This window comes from Leuconostoc palmae (genome assembly GCF_019656075.1).
Taxonomy (GTDB): Bacteria; Bacillota; Bacilli; order Lactobacillales; family Lactobacillaceae; genus Leuconostoc; species Leuconostoc palmae.
On the sequence record NZ_BPKZ01000015.1, the window covers coordinates 1 to 17,665 of the forward strand.

The 17,665-nt window shown below is 35.9% G+C and carries 16 protein-coding genes, 1 tRNA gene and 1 pseudogene; 7 read left to right on the forward strand and 11 right to left on the reverse strand.

Features of this window, described 5'->3' with window-relative positions:
• The coding region (locus K5Q12_RS06725) for an aminotransferase class III-fold pyridoxal phosphate-dependent enzyme (protein ID WP_220742998.1) at positions 1–290 on the forward strand (290 nt) is incomplete at its 5' end.
• Between the two features lie 58 nt (positions 291–348).
• Positions 349–420 (forward strand) — tRNA-Asn (locus K5Q12_RS06730).
• A gap of 86 nt (positions 421–506) precedes the next feature.
• Here K5Q12_RS06730 and ubiE read toward each other — a convergent pair.
• Both ubiE and K5Q12_RS06740 read right to left on the reverse strand, forming a co-directional pair.
• Entirely contained in the window at positions 507–1,217 is a 711-nt protein-coding gene (ubiE, locus tag K5Q12_RS06735) for a bifunctional demethylmenaquinone methyltransferase/2-methoxy-6-polyprenyl-1,4-benzoquinol methylase UbiE (protein ID WP_220743000.1), read from the reverse strand.
• A gap of 49 nt (positions 1,218–1,266) precedes the next feature.
• A complete protein-coding gene (locus K5Q12_RS06740) occupies positions 1,267–2,709 on the reverse strand; it encodes an o-succinylbenzoate--CoA ligase (RefSeq protein WP_220743002.1) in 1,443 nt (480 codons plus the stop codon).
• A 91-nt stretch (positions 2,710–2,800) separates the two neighbouring features.
• On the opposite strand from K5Q12_RS06740, the gene K5Q12_RS06745 reads away from it, so the two are divergent.
• Positions 2,801–3,238 carry a CopY/TcrY family copper transport repressor gene (locus tag K5Q12_RS06745; RefSeq protein ID WP_220743005.1) on the forward strand — a complete coding sequence of 146 codons (438 nt, stop codon included), beginning with the start codon at positions 2,801–2,803 and terminating at the stop codon, positions 3,236–3,238.
• On the forward strand, positions 3,235–5,268 hold the full coding sequence (locus tag K5Q12_RS06750) for a copper-translocating P-type ATPase (protein ID WP_220743007.1): 2,034 nt from the start codon (positions 3,235–3,237) through the stop codon (positions 5,266–5,268). Before K5Q12_RS06745 ends, K5Q12_RS06750 begins: the two co-directional genes overlap by 4 nt.
• A 9-nt stretch (positions 5,269–5,277) precedes the next feature.
• Here K5Q12_RS06750 and K5Q12_RS06755 read toward each other — a convergent pair.
• Positions 5,278–6,019, reverse strand: a pseudogene (locus K5Q12_RS06755) (DUF1003 domain-containing protein).
• Positions 6,020–6,115: 96 nt separating this feature from the next.
• Positions 6,116–7,471: a gluconate:H+ symporter gene (locus tag K5Q12_RS06760; RefSeq protein WP_281418957.1), complete on the reverse strand. Its 1,356-nt coding sequence runs from the start codon at positions 7,469–7,471 to the stop codon at positions 6,116–6,118.
• Between the two features lie 248 nt (positions 7,472–7,719).
• On the opposite strand from K5Q12_RS06760, the gene K5Q12_RS06765 reads away from it, so the two are divergent.
• On the forward strand, positions 7,720–8,439 hold the full coding sequence (locus K5Q12_RS06765; RefSeq protein ID WP_220743009.1) for an MIP/aquaporin family protein: 720 nt from the start codon (positions 7,720–7,722) through the stop codon (positions 8,437–8,439).
• A gap of 41 nt (positions 8,440–8,480) precedes the next feature.
• On the opposite strand, the gene K5Q12_RS06770 is transcribed toward K5Q12_RS06765, so the two are convergent.
• The 4 genes from K5Q12_RS06770 to K5Q12_RS06785 all read right to left on the reverse strand — a co-directional run bounded on the left by K5Q12_RS06770 (position 8,481) and on the right by K5Q12_RS06785 (position 13,289).
• Positions 8,481–9,407, reverse strand: a complete 927-nt coding sequence (locus K5Q12_RS06770) for an RluA family pseudouridine synthase (RefSeq protein WP_220743010.1) — start codon at positions 9,405–9,407, stop codon at positions 8,481–8,483.
• 2 nt (positions 9,408–9,409) lie between these two features.
• Positions 9,410–9,892: a MerR family transcriptional regulator gene (locus K5Q12_RS06775; protein ID WP_220743012.1), complete on the reverse strand. Its 483-nt coding sequence runs from the start codon at positions 9,890–9,892 to the stop codon at positions 9,410–9,412.
• A 68-nt stretch (positions 9,893–9,960) separates the two neighbouring features.
• Positions 9,961–10,995 carry a glycosyltransferase gene (locus K5Q12_RS06780; protein WP_220743014.1) on the reverse strand — a complete coding sequence of 345 codons (1,035 nt, stop codon included), beginning with the start codon at positions 10,993–10,995 and terminating at the stop codon, positions 9,961–9,963.
• 92 nt (positions 10,996–11,087) lie between these two features.
• Positions 11,088–13,289 carry an LTA synthase family protein gene (locus K5Q12_RS06785; RefSeq protein ID WP_220743016.1) on the reverse strand — a complete coding sequence of 734 codons (2,202 nt, stop codon included), beginning with the start codon at positions 13,287–13,289 and terminating at the stop codon, positions 11,088–11,090.
• 58 nt (positions 13,290–13,347) lie between these two features.
• On the opposite strand from K5Q12_RS06785, the gene K5Q12_RS06790 reads away from it, so the two are divergent.
• Entirely contained in the window at positions 13,348–13,791 is a 444-nt protein-coding gene (locus K5Q12_RS06790; RefSeq protein WP_220743018.1) for a GNAT family N-acetyltransferase, read from the forward strand.
• Between the two features lie 2 nt (positions 13,792–13,793).
• Here K5Q12_RS06790 and K5Q12_RS06795 read toward each other — a convergent pair whose 3' ends face one another.
• The gene (locus tag K5Q12_RS06795) at positions 13,794–14,582 is read right to left on the reverse strand and encodes a DUF6681 family protein (protein ID WP_220743020.1); all 789 of its coding nucleotides are present in this window, start codon (positions 14,580–14,582) and stop codon (positions 13,794–13,796) included.
• Positions 14,582–15,031, reverse strand: coding sequence for a hypothetical protein (locus K5Q12_RS06800; RefSeq protein ID WP_220743022.1), 450 nt, complete (start codon positions 15,029–15,031; stop codon positions 14,582–14,584). Before K5Q12_RS06800 ends, K5Q12_RS06795 begins: the two co-directional genes overlap by 1 nt.
• 246 nt (positions 15,032–15,277) lie before the next feature.
• Between K5Q12_RS06800 and nucF the strand changes: the two genes are divergently transcribed.
• Positions 15,278–16,051 carry a 5' nucleotidase NucF gene (gene nucF / locus K5Q12_RS06805; RefSeq protein ID WP_220743024.1) on the forward strand — a complete coding sequence of 258 codons (774 nt, stop codon included), beginning with the start codon at positions 15,278–15,280 and terminating at the stop codon, positions 16,049–16,051.
• Between the two features lie 32 nt (positions 16,052–16,083).
• On the opposite strand, the gene K5Q12_RS06810 is transcribed toward nucF, so the two are convergent.
• Entirely contained in the window at positions 16,084–17,277 is a 1,194-nt protein-coding gene (locus K5Q12_RS06810; protein ID WP_220743026.1) for an MFS transporter, read from the reverse strand.
• Between the last annotated feature and the right edge of the window lie 388 nt (positions 17,278–17,665).

A 17,665-nucleotide genomic window follows, 5' to 3' on the forward strand; every position in this document is an offset into this window, starting at 1 on the left:
ATTCAGATATGGGGTCACAATACACGAGTGCTGAGTTTAATATTAAATGCCAAAATTATGGCTTGAAACATTCTTATCCCGCTGTTGAAGATATTAGAGGTTTAGGTATAATGGCTGGTTTGACTTTAACAAAACCTGTAAATGATGTTGTGTCAAATCTTTTACTAGATGAACATATCATTGTCCTATCTGCTGGAAAAAATACACTTAGGTTACTGCCTCCACTAACTATCCCCACTAGCCAATTGTTAGATACTTTAGAAAAAATAAAAATTTATTTATCTAAATGAGAGCATTGACATCTAAATTTAATGTTGATATACTTAAATAGTTGATTAATCAACTAATTGCTCCATAGTTCAGTGGTAGAATAACGCACTGTTAATGCGCAGGTCCCTGGTTCGAATCCAGGTGGAGCAGTAAAAAAGGCTTCTATACTATTCAGTATAGAAGCCTTTTTAATGTAACTATTACTACTTGCGAATATCGCAGATTAACTGTTTAAATTATTTACTAGCATAATGCGCAGCTGCTGCACCTAAATTAAAACGAGAAATAGTCACTTTCGCGAACCCAACTTTAAGTAACGCTTGACCAAGTGTCATATAGTCCATGAACTGCTCTGTTGTTTCATCTAAATACTTGTACTCTTGATATTTACCTTTCGCAAAAATTCTACCAAAAGTCGGCATAACCTTACCAAAATAAAGTTGCCAGAAAGGTTTTACAAGAGGATTATCAGGTTGTGATGTCTCCAAAATAACTAATTGTCCCCCTGGTTTTAATACGCGATACATTTCAGTTAAACCTTTAATTGGATCAGGCAAATTTCGTAGTCCAAAGCCAATCGTCACAATGTCAAAAGTCGCGTCTTCAAAAGGCAACGCCATGGCATCCCCTTGTACTAACTTAATTTTATCAGCAAAGTCACTAACGTCAACTTTTTTTTGACCTACTGTTAACATTTCTTCACTAAAATCTAATCCGGTGATTTTAGAAGTTTGATCACTTTTTTCAGCCAAAGCAAGTGCCCAATCAGCTGTCCCTGTCGCCAAGTCAATAATATTTGCACCTGTTGGAAAAGTCATTTTGGACATGACTTTTTGTCGCCAAAGTTTGTGCGTGCCAAAAGAAATAATATTATTCATTTTGTCATATTCAGGTGCAATTTTATTAAATAGCGCTTGAACATCCGTATTCTTAGGTGATTGTGTCATAATTTTTTCGTGCCAATCTAATTTACGCTGACACTTTTTACTCCCTCAATTAATTTAATTCGGTTAGTTCTGATAATTCGTTAGCAAACTGTCGCCTCTGAAGCTTGCCACTTGCTGTACGATGCCATGTTCTGGCTTCATAAAAATGCTTAGGTACCTTGTAATGTGCTAATTTACTTTTCCCAAAATTAATTAGTGCCTCACTGGTCAATGAGTTTCCAGTAACAACTGCTACTGGGATCTGTCCCCACGTCTCATCTTTAATACCAATAACAACTATATCATTTAACCCCGGCATGTTGCTGTATACTGATTCGATCTCATCTGGAAAAATATTTTCACCACCCGAACTAATCATATCGCCTTCTCGACCCTGAATATACAAAAATCCTTCATCGTCAAAAAAACCAAAGTCTTCTGTGTTAAACCAACCATTCATCATATTATTAGCTAGTTTATCTGGTTGATTTAAATAGCCAACTGTTAACGTTGGTGTTTGTATCCAAATATTTCCGAATTTTGCTGGCTGCCCCTGCCTATCTCTAATTGCCACTGAAACCGGAAATAATGGTTTACCAACTGAATCAAGTTTTGTTTCAATATCTGATGGCGCTAACGCCACAATTTGTGATGCAGTCTCCGTCATTCCGTATGATTGAATAACTGGTAGATGATGCTGTTTAACCTTTACCAAGGTCTCTTGATCAGTAGGCCCACCTCCCAATAACATAGCACGAAAAGATGAGTTATAGTCTGTACCTTCTGGTAATTCTGCCAGAAGTTGTTTTAACATGACGGGGACAACTGACATTGCCGTAATTGTTTCATGTATCAGCATTGCGTTAATCTTTTTGGGATCAAACTTGTTAACCAACACAACCCGCATACCATAGATTAACCCCCGCATGACAATAGAAAACCCACTGATATGAAAAATAGGTACTGCTGCAAGCCAACTATCTTGACTGGTTATTCCTAGATTAATAGCACTCCCCATAGCAGAATAAAAATGATTTTGATAGGTTTGCATAACACCTTTAGGCCGACTGGTGGTACCAGAAGTGTACATAATACTTGTGACAAATGAGTCAGAAAACGCTGTTACTGATTTGATATTAACGGTATTTTCGGGTAATTCAGAAAATTTAACTTGCTGCTTAATTAGTAACTCGTCATGGTAATCATCATCTGTTAATACCAGAGTGACTCCGGAATCTTTTAACTGATAATTTATCTCTTCTGGTGCTAGTCTACGGTTAATAAACACAATTGTTTTGCCAAGTTGTTGCAATGCCATAATGATTAGGTAACCAGTCATCGAATTAGTCATGATTAACGCAACACGTTGGTTGCCATCCTGTATCTGGTCAATTTTCCCCGCCATATCTTGCGCTGCACTTGCTACTTCAGCAAACGTCAATTGTTCTTTTCCATAAGCTACAGCAACACGATTAGGTGTTATTCTTGCTCGTTTTATGAGCCAATTTTCCATGTTTTAAATCCTCTTTAATCACTATTTTATCATACCATTCTTAACACTTTTATCTCTTGCACTTTTAAGTCTACAAATGTAAACTATAGATATGATAAAAAAAGAATCAACAATGACAATAAGTGAATGGGAAATTATGCGTATCGTATGGACACTAGGCGAGGTGACTAGCCACCAACTAATTCATATTATGTCAAAAAAGCAGCTGTGGACACCGTCAACAATTAAGACATTGCTTAGCCGATTGCAAAAAAAAGGCTTTTTAATACATAATGGGGCAGTTCGTGATCGACTCTATTCACCCACTATTAGTGAACATGATGCAACATCTCAAACATTATCACAAACAGTCCAAATGATGTGTACTAAATGTGTTGGTCCCGCACTGGTCAATGTTATTAATGAGACAACCCTGACCAAAAGAGATATCACTAAATTAATCAGCATGTTAGAAAACAAAAAAATCACTGCATCCACGTCAATCGCTTGTAACTGCATGCCTAAAAATCAGGAGGATTTGTCATTATGAAAAATCATATTCATGAGTCAAACCAGACAATCATTAATCATGATCATACTAGTCATTCACTTAGCCAACATCATATGCACATGCCTGATAATTCTGGCATGGTACATATGAATATGTCGGACATGAAAAAACGTTTCTGGTGGTCATTAGGTTTAATGATACCAATTATTATCATGACCCCTTTCATGGGTATGCGTTTACCATTTACATTAACGTTCCCTTATAGCATATGGATTGTTACTTTATTATCAGTCATTTTATACACTATTGGCACAACACCTTTCTTCACTGGTGCAAAACAGGAATTAAAGTCCAAAAAACCCGCTATGATGACACTGGTCAGTATGGGATTACTGGTCACATTCTGGTATTCGATTTACACAGTCGTTACAAACCAAATATGGCACACCAACCATGTGGATTTTTTCTGGGAATTCGCGACATTGACAGTGATTATGCTCCTTGGTCATCGTATTGAAATGTCTGCTACGATGCAAGCTGGTAATGCTACAGCCGCACTACAATCACTTTTACCAAATATCGTACATGTTCAACATGGTCATCATGTGATGGATATGTCAATAACCGAATTAAAAGTAGGGATGACTATTCAAGTTTTAGTAGGTGAAGCATTCCCAGCTGATGGGATTGTTGTTGGTGGACGCAGTCAAGTTGACGAGTCCTTAGTCACTGGTGAAAGCCAACTGGTAGAAAAATATGAATCCTGTCGAGTAGTTAGTGGCACGATCAACGGCGGCAGTACATTAACGATTCAGGTCACTGATACTGGCGAACAGGCTTTTATTGGTCAACTACAAACCTCACTTAACCACTCACAAGATGTTAAATCACGGGTTGAAACTCTAGCCAATCGGGTTGCATCATATTTATTCTGGTTTGCTTTCATTACCGCCATTATTTCACTAGCTATATGGACTCCATTACACGGATTTGCCTTTGCGCTTAACATAGCCATAACCGTTTTGGTAATTGCATGCCCTCATGCATTAGGATTAGCTGTTCCTTTAGTCATTCAACGCACAAAGTCAATTGGTGCAGCTCAAGGTATTTTAATTAATAATCGTCAGGTGATTGGTGTTAGTCCACACTTAAAGTTTGCATTAATGGATAAGACAGGAACACTAACTACAGGAAAATTTAATGTGATTAATTTTATTTCTTTTATTGGTAGTGACGAAGAAAATCTAAGTTTAATGGCTAGCTTAAATAGACAATCGACCCATCCTTTAGCAGAATCAATTATTGCCTATGCCAATGAAAACAATGCCGCTCAATTAACAACTCATTCTTTTACAAATTTACCGGGTTATGGTGTATCTGGTGTCATTAATCAATTACCTTACGCTCTAGTTTCTGAACGCTACTTAATCGATCATGATATCAATTTCGAGCCACTCAACTCAGAGGGAACAAATTCTTACCTGATATCTCAAAATATGGTTTTAGCAGCTATCACGCAAGGTGATCAACTCAAGCCTAGTGCAATTGAATTTATCAGTGACTTAAAAAGTCATGACATCATTCCTATTATGGTTACAGGTGACAATAAAAGGGTGGCTACCAAAGTTGCTAATCAGTTAGGCATACAAAAAGTTCATGCTGAAGTATCACCACAAAATAAAATTGAATTAGTACAATTCTATCAGACACATGGACCGGTAATAATGATTGGTGACGGTATAAATGATGCACCTGCATTGGCTCAGGCTGATTTATCAATTGCTATTGGTACAGGAACCAAAGTAGCACAAGCATCTGCTGATACTATCCTCATTACAAATAACTTATTGAAAATAATCGCTTTCTTATCGTTAATACAGCAAGCAAATATCAAACAAAAAGAAAATCTTTTATGGGGAGCAGGATATAATATTTTTGCAATACCATTAGCCGCTGGTATTCTATTCACATATGGGTTCGTGCTAAATCCCATGATTGGAGCTGTAGTTATGTCTCTATCAACAATCATCGTTGCGCTAAATGCTCTGACAATCAAAAATAAAAGCTAGACACAAAGTCTAGCTTTTATTTTTGATTGTTTTTTTATCTAATATGATCAGTTGTTGCTGTAACTCCCCTAACATTTTAGTCTGCAATTTTTGTACTGCAAGTAAATCAGGATTATCTTTTTGTATTAAGCGATCTATTTTAGCATGTAACAATCGCATCTCTTCTTCAGTTTTTAAATTGACATGAAAATCGTTGTCAGCATGCAGTCTATCATAGTCTGATGATCTATTCTGACTCATCATAATTAATGGTGCTTGCAGTGCCGCGGTCATACTTAAGAAAAGGTTAAGTAAAATAAATGGATATGGATCAAAATTAATGTGAAATAGATGGAGACCATTCAAAACAATCCAAATCATCATAGTGACAACAGATATGATGATGAAACGCCAGCTCCCACCAAATCGTGCTACCTTATCGGCAATACGTTGTCCAAACGTATAGGATTCTTTTTGATATTTCTTAACATTAATGACTTTAAAACTTTTATTCGACAAAATATGTGATAGCTTATGTTTGATATGTTGTCGCGATCGAGTATTTTTAGCCATCATATTATCAATTTCAGATAAACGATAAACGATACGTCAATAAATGCTCAAAACAAATAAAATATTCTGCCACAGCCTCAGGAAAATCGCGTTGAATAGTGTGTTTCAATGTGTTATCTAACTCTTTTAATAAAATACCTTCTACAAGACTTTTTTCACTATGATCAACTAGACAATTGAGTGTGTGGTATTCGTCCATCCTAATCATTCCTTTTCCCTTATTCGTTTTTATTATAGCACTCACAACTCAAAACAAAATAAAAAAGAGTACATCGCTGTACCCCTTTTTACATCTCTAAACAAACAAGCTCATTATTAGCACCATTACAAGACCAACAACAGCAATAATTGTCTCCAAGACTGTCCAAATCAATAAAGTCTGCTTAACATCTAAATCAAAATATTCTTTAAACATCCAAAATCCTGCATCATTGACGTGAGAGGCAGCTAATGATCCTGCCCCAATAACTAAGACCATTAACGCAGGATTAACATTAGAAGCAACCATTAATGGCTGTACTAATCCTGCTGCTGTTAATGCGGCAACAGTAGCAGAACCAAGCGCAACACGTAAGACAACTGTTATTATCCAAGCAAGCAACAATGGTGAAATCGCTGAATGGATAAATAAGGCTGAAATTTGACCCGAAATACCACCGTCAATCAAAATTTGTTTGAAAGCTGCCCCACCACCAATAATAAGTAGTAACATAGCAATTGATTTAATTGCTTCTTCTACAGTCACCATCATATCTTTTGTGTTACGTCCTTGATGCCAACCCATAGCCCACATAGCAAAGACTAAGGAAATAATCATTGCCGCAACAGGATTGCCAATCATAGTAATAAAAGCATCTATACCAGTAGGCTTTTTAAAAGGTTGCCCATCATTGAAAATAATTGTATAAATCGTGGTAATTCCCATCATTAATACTGGAAATAGCGATGTCAATACTGAAATACCAAAACTTGAGGTTTCTGATAAAGTAAATTGTTTCTGCTCACCAAAGGCTGTCAATTCATGCTTGATGACAAAAGCATCTGGTGCAAATTTTCTAGCCAATACGGTAAACATTGGTCCAGCAATAATAGCTGCTGGTATGGCAATAATTAACCCATAGACTAACACTGTTCCAGGATTAGCACCCAAGGCACCCGATATAGCAGTCGGTGCTGGGTGTGGTGGTAAGAAGCCATGTGTAACAGACAACGCAGCAGCCATTGGAATACCAAGATACAGTAGTGGCACCGACGCTTCTAATGCAATAGCAAAGACAATCGGAATCAATAGTACCATCCCAACCTCAAAAAATAGTGCGATACCTATAATAAAGGCTGCAACCATGATTGCTAATTGCACACGTTTCTTACCAAACTTTTCAATTAACGTATGCGCAATACGATAAGCTCCTCCCGCATCAGCAACTAATCTACCAAGAATCGCACCAAAACCAAAAACGATCGCTAACTCACCTAAAGAAGACCCAATACCATTTTGAATCGATGTTGGAATTTGTTCTAGCTTCATCCCCAATCCGACACCAACCAGAGATGCTGTGAAAATTAAAGCAATAAACGTGTTAATTTTAAATCTAATGATGAGTAGCAATAAAAACAGTATTCCTATTGCCAAAACGACAAATGACATCATAATAAATTCTCCAATCCAAATTATAACTTCAGTTTTCCACGCACAGATTATATAACCTTTCTACCAATTAAAAACCTGTAAGCGTTTTCATCCATTAAATTTTAACATGCTTTATTAAAAAAGATAACTGTAATATTTTATCAATGACCATAACTGTTTCATTTTTTAAACGTGAGTTAATCTAAAAGTGTATAATAGTAACTATTGGTAAAGGTAAAATTTTATACTACATTTAAGGAGAATATTTCATGCGTAAATATATCGCAGAATTTCTAGGAACATTTTTACTCGTCTTTTTGGGAACTGGTAGTGTCGTCTATTCAGCTGCCACAACTCCTTCACCATTAACTGTTGGTTTGGCGTTTGGTCTAGCTCTATTAGTTGGTATTTATGCCTTTGGTCATATTTCAGGTGGTCACTTTAACCCGGCAGTTTCATTATCAATGGCAATTCAAAAGCGTCTGTCATGGATTGACTTTGTTGGTTATGTTATTGCTCAACTTATTGGTGCCATTATTGCTTCACTAGCTGTTTTTGGTGGTGTTGCTGCTTACTTAAAGTCACCAACAGTGACACAAGCATTGTCAGGACAAAAAATGACAATGAACCAATTTGTCAACTTAGCTGGTTTAGGTCAAACAAATTTTTCAGATGGTGAAACACTTTCAGCTTTCATCTTTGAACTAGTTTTGACTTTCTTGTTTGTTTTGGTCATTTCAATTGTTACTAAGTTGTCAAATGTCCCAGCACCTATTGTAATTGGTCTTTTCTTTGCAATTTTGATTATTGTCGCTTTGCCAATCACTGGTGGTGCCTTCAACCCTGCACGTGCACTAGCCCCTGCTTTGTTCGTACAAGGATCTGCTTTGGGTCATGTATGGGTCTATATTGTAGCTGACCTACTTGGTGGTGTTCTGGCAGCATTTGCTGCAATGTTCTTTAACCAAGAGGTGAAGGACGCTGCTTAATAACAGCAAATAAAAAACACTGTTTTCAAAAACAGTGTTTTTTATTTGCTGTTATTAAGTTTTGGAAAATCCGTAGGTATTGCACCGGTAATTATCTTCGTTGGTCCATCAAAAGGAAGTGATATTTTCACGGATTCTGAATGTAACATCATTCTATTATCAGTCCTAATATTATTGTACAAAGTATCCCCGACAATTGGGTGCCCAATACTGGCCAAATGTACTCTAATTTGATGCATTCTGCCAGTATCCAACTGAACACGCAATAGTGAGTTCTGTGATACTGTATTGCTATTAGTTGTTGTTTGCCAATATGTTTTTGCACTTTGAGCATTTAGGCCCTCAACACAACGACAATAGGGATTTTTTGGATCAATGCCTATTGGTTTAGTAATATAACCACTACTCCTTTTCATTGTACCAGTAACCCAAGTCAAATAAGTACGTTTAATAGCTTTTTGTTTTAACATTTGATTTAAGATAGGCACAACTAATGGATTCTTGGCAACAATCACCGCACCAGATGTTTCTCTATCAATACGATGCACCATGTAAGGTTTCGCATCTGATCCGGCACTTTTAGTATGATGTTGTACAAAATATCCAGCTAAATAGTTCAGCAACGTATCATTTTCATTAGGAGAATGTGGGTGCATTTTCATACCTGCTGGCTTATCAACTATCACTAAATCATCTGTTTCATAAATAACTGACATATCTTTTGCAGTATTAGGCTGGTAGCTAGATATACCCGTTCGAAAATCATCTTCTTCCAGTATAAGAGTCAATTCATCTAATAAGTTAACGCGATAATTAGTCGACACTACACAATCATTAATCCGAATAGCTCTTTTTATCCGTAATGCGCCACGAATTCTCTGCGGCACTAGCCAATCGATTAAAATTTCTTTCACTGTCTGCCCAACTCTTTTATCAGCAATCGTTATTTTATAAGTCCACGTTGTCATAATCAGTCCGCTTGAAAATGTTTTGCTGATTCTGATTCAATGTCGACTACATGATATCTTACTTTATTATTTTCCATACTGACATAAAGTAATTGTGTTTCTGCTTCATCAAAAAAGCCAAGATTGACAACATTATGGTCATCATATATGTCCAACCCTTGAAATGCCTTTTTCATAATTTTTTGAACGATTGTTACACCTTCAATTTGTTCTTCTGCTGCAGAAACCGCATCGTGTAGTGCTTGACCTTCATCCAAAAATTGTTTGATCATCGTTACTTTAACATATGCACGAAAGCCATAGACTCTAGAGTCTTTATCACCATCTCGTTCGATTGATGTAACGTACCCTTGTTTTTCCCAGTAACGTAACTGTCGGGTTGACACCTCGGTCATACGTGCCAATTCGCCAATACGAAATTGTAAGTTATCAAAAGACGCCTTTTTTAATTTTTTTAATTTTATCGGGGATACTTTAGAATTCATTTTATAAGCCTCTAACATATTATATTCTTGTCAACTTAGTTTGCAAAGCTTTATTCTAGGATATCGTCCTAACGTGTCAGAATTGGTGCCATTTTGAACTCTTCAACACGTTGTAAACTCCTGATAGCATATTCTTGTCTCAGCGTAATATCTTTCAATAATGGCTCAACAGCCTCATACAAAGCATCAACATCTTGCGCAGGAGTTAAAATACCATAATTTCCTTCGTCAAGTACTTCAGCTGATCCCGTATTGCGCATCGCTGCAATTGGCAAACCAAAACTCATTGCTTCAGCTAACACCAGGGGTAGTCCTTCCCACCTTGATGTTTGTAAAAATAAGCTCGCTGCTCTATAATGTTTACGCAAATCATCATCTTTCAATGCCCCACGATAAATAATTTTATCTGAAACATTATTCTGAATAATCAGTGACTCAAAACGTTTCATCTCTGATGCAGTACCATTTCCGGCAATCGCTAATTGCCAATTATCGGGTAATTTAGAAGCTAATGCTAAGGCAAAGTCAATGCCTTTATGTTCAATAGCAATACGCGATGTAAAGGCAATAGTATGCTGATTCAAATCAGCTCTGCCGTCTGGCACAATTGTTAACGGATTCCAAATTTTAACAGTCTTATTGTAATGTGAAAAACCAACTAAATCTGACTCTGTTAGCGCCACAATCATATCTAATGCTCGTAACCCTGCATTAAATTCTTCTTGCATATCAGCATAGTATTGTTTCTGATAGGTATTTACATTGTTATGCATCCAACCAATTATTTTAGTATTTGGCAACTTCAATTTGGCAGCAAAACTAGATAATAAACCACCAGCTAAAATCAAAACATCAAACTGTTTTGCTACATCTTCAAATGCCTTGATTGCTTTTTCAAAACGCTCAAACGGTTTTTTATCACTATTCAATTCAACAGGAACTTTACTATAAATTAACGGTGCCTTAAGCTCATAAAATGGTTCAATATTTGAAAAACTATAATAATGTAACTCATGTTTCGTGGCCATCGCATTACCAACTACAGTTGTTGCGCGTTTCATGCCACCCAAACTGATATTTTCCAGAGCCATTAGAATTTTCATCTTTTGCGCCTCCATGTATTGTCGCACTTATTGTATCAAAAAACACCATGTATAGTAGCTCTAATCGTTACTGTAGATGATGTTTCTCATTGTTATTCGCTTTGACTCCAATCATCGGCATTTCTAGGTAAAACACGTGTTGTGTCAGTTTGTTGATCCTTTGCCTCTGGCGCATCGGTCACATACTGACTAATTGTCGATTGATTATTATTTTTACCAAATAAACTTTTTGAGTTCTTGCCAAGTTTGTTATTTTCAGATTTCAAACGTGCAATTGTTGCACGTTTACTATAATCAAAATCCTTTTCTTCTACTGGTTTGAATCCTTTTGGTGTGTAAAAACGTAGTAGATTTTTCTGATTTAAACTGTCAGACATATTCAATTTAGTAGTCACTTCAGACTGGATTTGATCAAACATTTTTTCTTGATCTGCTGTAGGATTCTCAATCATGGTGTTTGTTTTCACTTCCCAATACCTACCTGATAAGCTGGCATAATCGGGTGTAATCCAGTCTTTGTTTCTGAACGCTACAATTTGTGAATGCTGCTGACTAAGCAGATCTTGTCCGAATTGAATATATGATTTACTATTTACACCCAATAAATGCTCAATAGTAGGCGCAACATCAATTTCACCACCATATGTATGATTGATATATCCGTTTTTCATTCCGGGCATATATATCATGAAAGGTACCCTTTGTAAATTAGCATTATCGAGATCATTCCACTGTGATTCGTCTTTACCTAAAATGGGAGCTAGATACTTAGCATCTGTATTAGAAATACCGTAATGATCGCCATATAAAACAACCATTGTATTCTTGGCTAATCCTGACTTATTAAGATAATCAAAAAATTCTTTAACTGCTTGGTCTAAGTAATGATTTGTCACAAAATAATTATCAACTATCTTAGAACCACTATTGGTTGTTGCAAAATTGGGGTCTCGATCATCTCTATCTAGTGTATAAGGTGTGTGATTCGTTACAGTTAAATACTTAGCATAAAATGGCTGCTGTAGATTTTCTAGATAAGGGACAGAATCTTTAAATAATAATTTATCTTTCAAGCCCCACGTAGTTGCTTTTTGCCCAGTAACATCAAAGTAATCCCCTGATATCCAATTTTGATAACCCATGTGCTTATAAACATTGTTTCTGTTCCAAAAAGTTCCAGTATTGCCATGGAAAACAGCACTAGAATAATCCCCATGTTGATTGAGTATAGCAGGCATTGCTTGAAACGTTTGATCATTACCTAACTTAGAAAATAATGATCCTTGTGGCAAACCAAATGTTGACGTTTCCAACATATTTTCGGCATCTGATGTTTTCCCTTGCCCAACCTGATTAAAAAAATTATCAAAGGCAATTGTGCTTTGGTTATGATAAAGACTATTTAAAAATGGTGTCACTTCCTGCCCATTAATTTTGGCGTCAATAGACATCTGTTGGAAGCTTTCCAAATGTATAACAATAACATTTTTACCCTTTGCTTTACCATAAAACTGAGGATTAATCGCTGCGTAGTGCTCCGACACGTAGTTTTTAACTTTTGTGAATTCTTCTGGCGTTGCGCTCTTGCGTACTTGACCAGTTTGATAAGTATTGAAAGCATCATATATCGTAAAAGGTCCCAAACCAAGATATTTAACCATATATTCTCTGTCAAACTGTCTTGTCAATAACTGTGGTCTATCAATATCAGCTACTAGTAGATTTACAGTTAGTATAAAGAAGCCGATTGTAAATATTTTAAAAGGTTGAAAACGTGCTAATGGTCGTGGATCAAATTTAATTTTTCGAGTAATAATTAAAGCAATCATGGCAACGATGTCTATCCAAAAAAAGATATCGTGAACACCAAAAGCGATTGCACCCGCAGCTTTACCACCTTGATTAACCGTATTATATCCTAAAATTGTGTTAATAGATAAAAAGTCTGAGAATTCTCGAAAATATATTACATTTAGATACAAAAGCAATGATAGTACAGTATCTAATATCAATAACGCACCATAATATATTTGTTTTGGTTTAATAAGTAATGTACTACTCAGTAATATCATTGTAAAACCAATTGGATTAACAAATAGCAGCAAAACTTGAATGGGATCTTGTACATGTAGCCATTCAAAGTCCGCACCATAAGCTAAAACTGTTTTCAGAACTAAAAACAATACAATCCAAGAAAAAAAGCCAGCTCTAGTATTTAGTTGACGTAACCAATTATGTGGCAATATTACTTCTTGCCATATATGTTTTAACCAATTTTTTACTCGTTTTTTCATAAATCCTATTATACCAATAAGCCATACAAACCGTATTAAATCTTGTTACAATAACAGCATGACAATATTAATTAAACATCAAACTGGGTCAGGTAGTGTCCATGACGACGCCTTATATATTCGCAAAACCGTTTTTGTAGAAGAACAAGGTGTCCCTTTAAGTGAAGAATTAGATGACTTAGGGAACGCAATGCAATTTCAATATTTAGTCGCTTACATCAATAATAAACCTGCTACAACTGCCAGAGTGATAGAAGAAGAATCCGGTGTTTGGCATATACAACGCGTCGCCACATTACCTGAAATGCGTCATCGTAGCTTAGGTCGTCAGATGATGCGCTATATTGAGGAATTGTCTCCTACTTATCATATACATACTTTACGTTTAGGCGCACAGCTTCAAGCCGAAAATTTTTACCGACAATTAGATTTTACGCCTTATGGTTCATCGTTTCTAGAAGCTGGAATCATGCATATTAATATGAAAAAAGAATTGAATTAGTTTCAATTCTTTTTTTCATACGCAACTTCAACGCTTAAATGATACGGTTGCTCAATTGAATCCAGAGATCGTCTCGTTGCCACACGTCCTACACCACCTATTAAGACTACCGATGACAAAGCCAATCTATAGTGTGATAAGGCTTGTTCTGTGGGGGTCATACCCACCACGATAAGATTGCCAATATCGTATGCTTGCAACTGATTCACACCACCAATAATTTTAGTACCAGTATTAGTAGTTACCATATCAAAATATGGTAACAACGTCCCTGGATGGCTAGCAAATACAACACCATGCTGAGCAATAATCTGACGCTGTGCTTCTTCACTCAGATGTCCAAAATTATTTTTTATAAAACCAAGTTCTGACAAAACGTGAGCCAATTGATCTATATTATGCTGCTGTTCATTATTGATTTCAACAACACCTGTCATAATATTTTGACGCTCATATAGTCCGTTCATCGGAATAATTGTAGCTTGTTTCGTTTCCTCTTCAATATGTGGCCCACCTAATATTTTTTCAATATGTGGCGAAACATCCCATTTTACAGATCGATTGGTGAAATAATAAATGATGTTTAATACAACGAAATATAACAATAAGATAAACACAGCAGCAATCAAGCTTCCTCTTAGCCAACGACCATTTTCAAAAAAACGATAAGCCAAATAGAGTAAGTACCATATGCCAATTGCACTAACAACAGTATATATACGACCTTTTGTACGGGAATTAGTCGTAAAATAACCTAAATAGTGATTAATTAAATCTAGTATTGTAAACACTATTCATTCCCTCCTGTTACCTTATCAGCGTTATTTTTTGTCGATGGAGTTACTGCACTTTGGGAACTGTTAGATTTAGGCTGGTTTTTTTCTGGTAAACTACTATTGGTACTACTAGATAAACTACTATTGGTACTACTAGATGATGATGAAACACCATTATTTTCAGTAGCCTGGCTACTCGAACTCGACGGTATATTTTCGCTACTTTTTTGAGAAGATTCATTATTGCTATTAGTTACTTCTGACTCTTTTTCAGACGTACTTGAGCTATCCATAGAACCTGAATTTGGCACGCTAATATTTGTACTTTGTTTTGGTGCTACTTGCCCACCTTCACTTGTTCCTGTTGCAACATTAACTGCTAAATTTGCTGCGCTAATTGCAACAATTAAAGAAACAATGGCTGATGCTGTTAAGAATGGTGGCGTCCGATACTTCTTGACCATAATTTTTTTCCTAACATTTTTATTTGACTCTTAAATTATTTTATCAGTAAGTGTTTCTTACTGCAAAACTATCTCAATATAAACGAAAACCCGCAAATTTTTGCGGGCGGACATTTTATAAATATTTATAGGAGAGTTTATTTTTAGGGAGATTGAGATTGGAGAGAGTCCGTTGATTCGTTGTTTGATATCAACATTTGTTGATGTATATAATATAACGGTTAGAAATTAAATGGAGATTAAATCATGAAAAAATATAACACATACTTTATCGACCTCGATGGCACTATTTATCAAGGTAAAATTAAATATCCTTCAGGAAAACGTTTTATTCAACGTTTACAAAAAGCAAATATCCCGTATTTATTTGTCACTAATAATTCAACTAAGACACCAGATGAAGTTGCAGAAAACCTTACAAACAACCATGATATTCAAACCAATGCTAATCAAGTGTATACGAGTGCTATGGCTACAGCTGATTATCTTAGCACAATACTCCCCGTTAATTCTAAGATTTATATGATTGGTGAAGTAGGACTAAAAAACGCATTGTTAGCATCCGGTTTCCAAATCGAAAATAACAGTCATGTAGATGCCGTTGTTGTCGGTTTAGACCGTCAAATAACCTACGATAAATTAGCTACTGCTACACTTGCTATTCAGTCTGGTGCTAAATTTATTGCCACTAATACTGATACAAATCTGCCTACTGAAAGTGGTATGATGCCTGGTGCAGGTGCACTAATATCAGCACTTGAGGTATCCACACATACTAAACCAACTGTAATTGCTAAACCTGAATCTCCTATTATGGAAGGAGCATTATCAGTTATGAACGTTAATAAAGCAGACGTTATTATGGTTGGAGATAATTATCAAACCGATATACTTGCAGGAATTAACAACAATATTGACACACTTCTTGTTTACTCAGGTGTCTCAACACCTGATCAAATTAGCAAATTAGATAAAAAGCCAACCTATGAAATAAATTCGCTAGATGATTGGTCAATATAAAAGGACTGTTTCACGTGAAACAGTCCTTTTATTTATGCAATTTCTTGATCATTAGAAACTATTTTTTTAGGTGACCTATAAAACAGCAAATATAGTACTGCTGAAATCACTGGAATCACGGCTGCCACAAAGTACAAATCTCTGAATGGAAGTTGTGCATGTAGCGCACCGAATACATACGGTCCGACACCTAATCCTAAGTCTAGCCCTATAAAGTAGGTTGATAAAGCAATTCCTACACGATGGCTAGTTACTAATTTTAGTGAAACTGCTTGTCCATTAGACATGAATGTACCATATCCTAATCCAATGAAAGCGCCGGAAACTAATAGCATAACACCATTAGTTGTAAATCCAAGTACAATTAACCCAAGTGTGAGGAAAATATAACTAGGATACATCACCATGTTCTCACCATAACGATCAAAAAGACGTCCAGACATAGGTCTTGTCAAAGTAACAATACCCGCATAAACCACAAAGAAGAAAGAACTAATAGCTACTAAATTCAACGTCTCAGCATAAGAAGCTAAGAATGCTAGCACACTTGAGTACGATAGTCCCATCAAAAATCCAATAATAGTAATCAGTAATACTTTATATTCAATAAAACTAGAAACTTTCCACGATTTTAATTCTGCCAAATGCTCTGGTGTCAAAACAACATTATTAATTTTAACTGCAAACAAAGCGACCATTGATAGAGCAATTAATACAATTGACAAAATAACAATGAAATGAAAACTAGTTGCATTCAATAATAGTAAGCCGATAAACGGTCCTATAGCGGCCGCTAAACTCGTACTTAAGCCGTAGTAGTTAATCCCTTCACCCTTACGCTTTTCGGGTATAAATTCCGTTACAATAGCGTTTAGAGCTGTTGAGGTCATTCCATACGCAAAACCATTAAGTAGTCGAACAATGTCCAAAAAGCCAATGGTGGGAACTGTTAAATACGCAGCAGTCGTAATTAAATAAATCACTGCTCCCCATCTAGCAACGCGTTTACGACCAATAATTTCTAACTCCTTACCCATAATAAGTCTAGCAATTAAAGTACCTATAATATAAATTCCTGAAGCTAATCCAGCTTGCCCAAAAGAGGCGTGCAATTGGTCAGTTGCCATGACCGCAATAATAACCATCATAAGGTAATAAACTAAATAAACAATAAAATTGATTAGCGTAATTGTAATAAAGCCTTTATTAAATAATTTTTCTTCCATTAACCTATCCTTCAAACCCACAAAAAAACCCTGTAATATGTTTTACTATGTCGGGGAAGGAGATTGTAGAAGAACAGTCTTGACGCTGTCCATTTTTCAGAAAACTCCATTCATTTTTACACTGCAAGCTTGCATGAAAAGTTTGTAAACTGGATCAGTTATTTTTAGGATACCACTTTTTCACAAGCTTCGCAAAGAAATTTGATAATATCCTATAATTCTTAAATAAATTGACAGCGTAGCAACTATACTTTGCAAAATGTTACCACTATTTGTAAGAACTTTCATAAATTTACATTACTATTTTCATAAAAAAAAGGCAAGAAAAAAGCAAGCTCTACTGAACTTGCTTCCCTTATGGGCCTGACAGGACTCGAACCTGTGACCC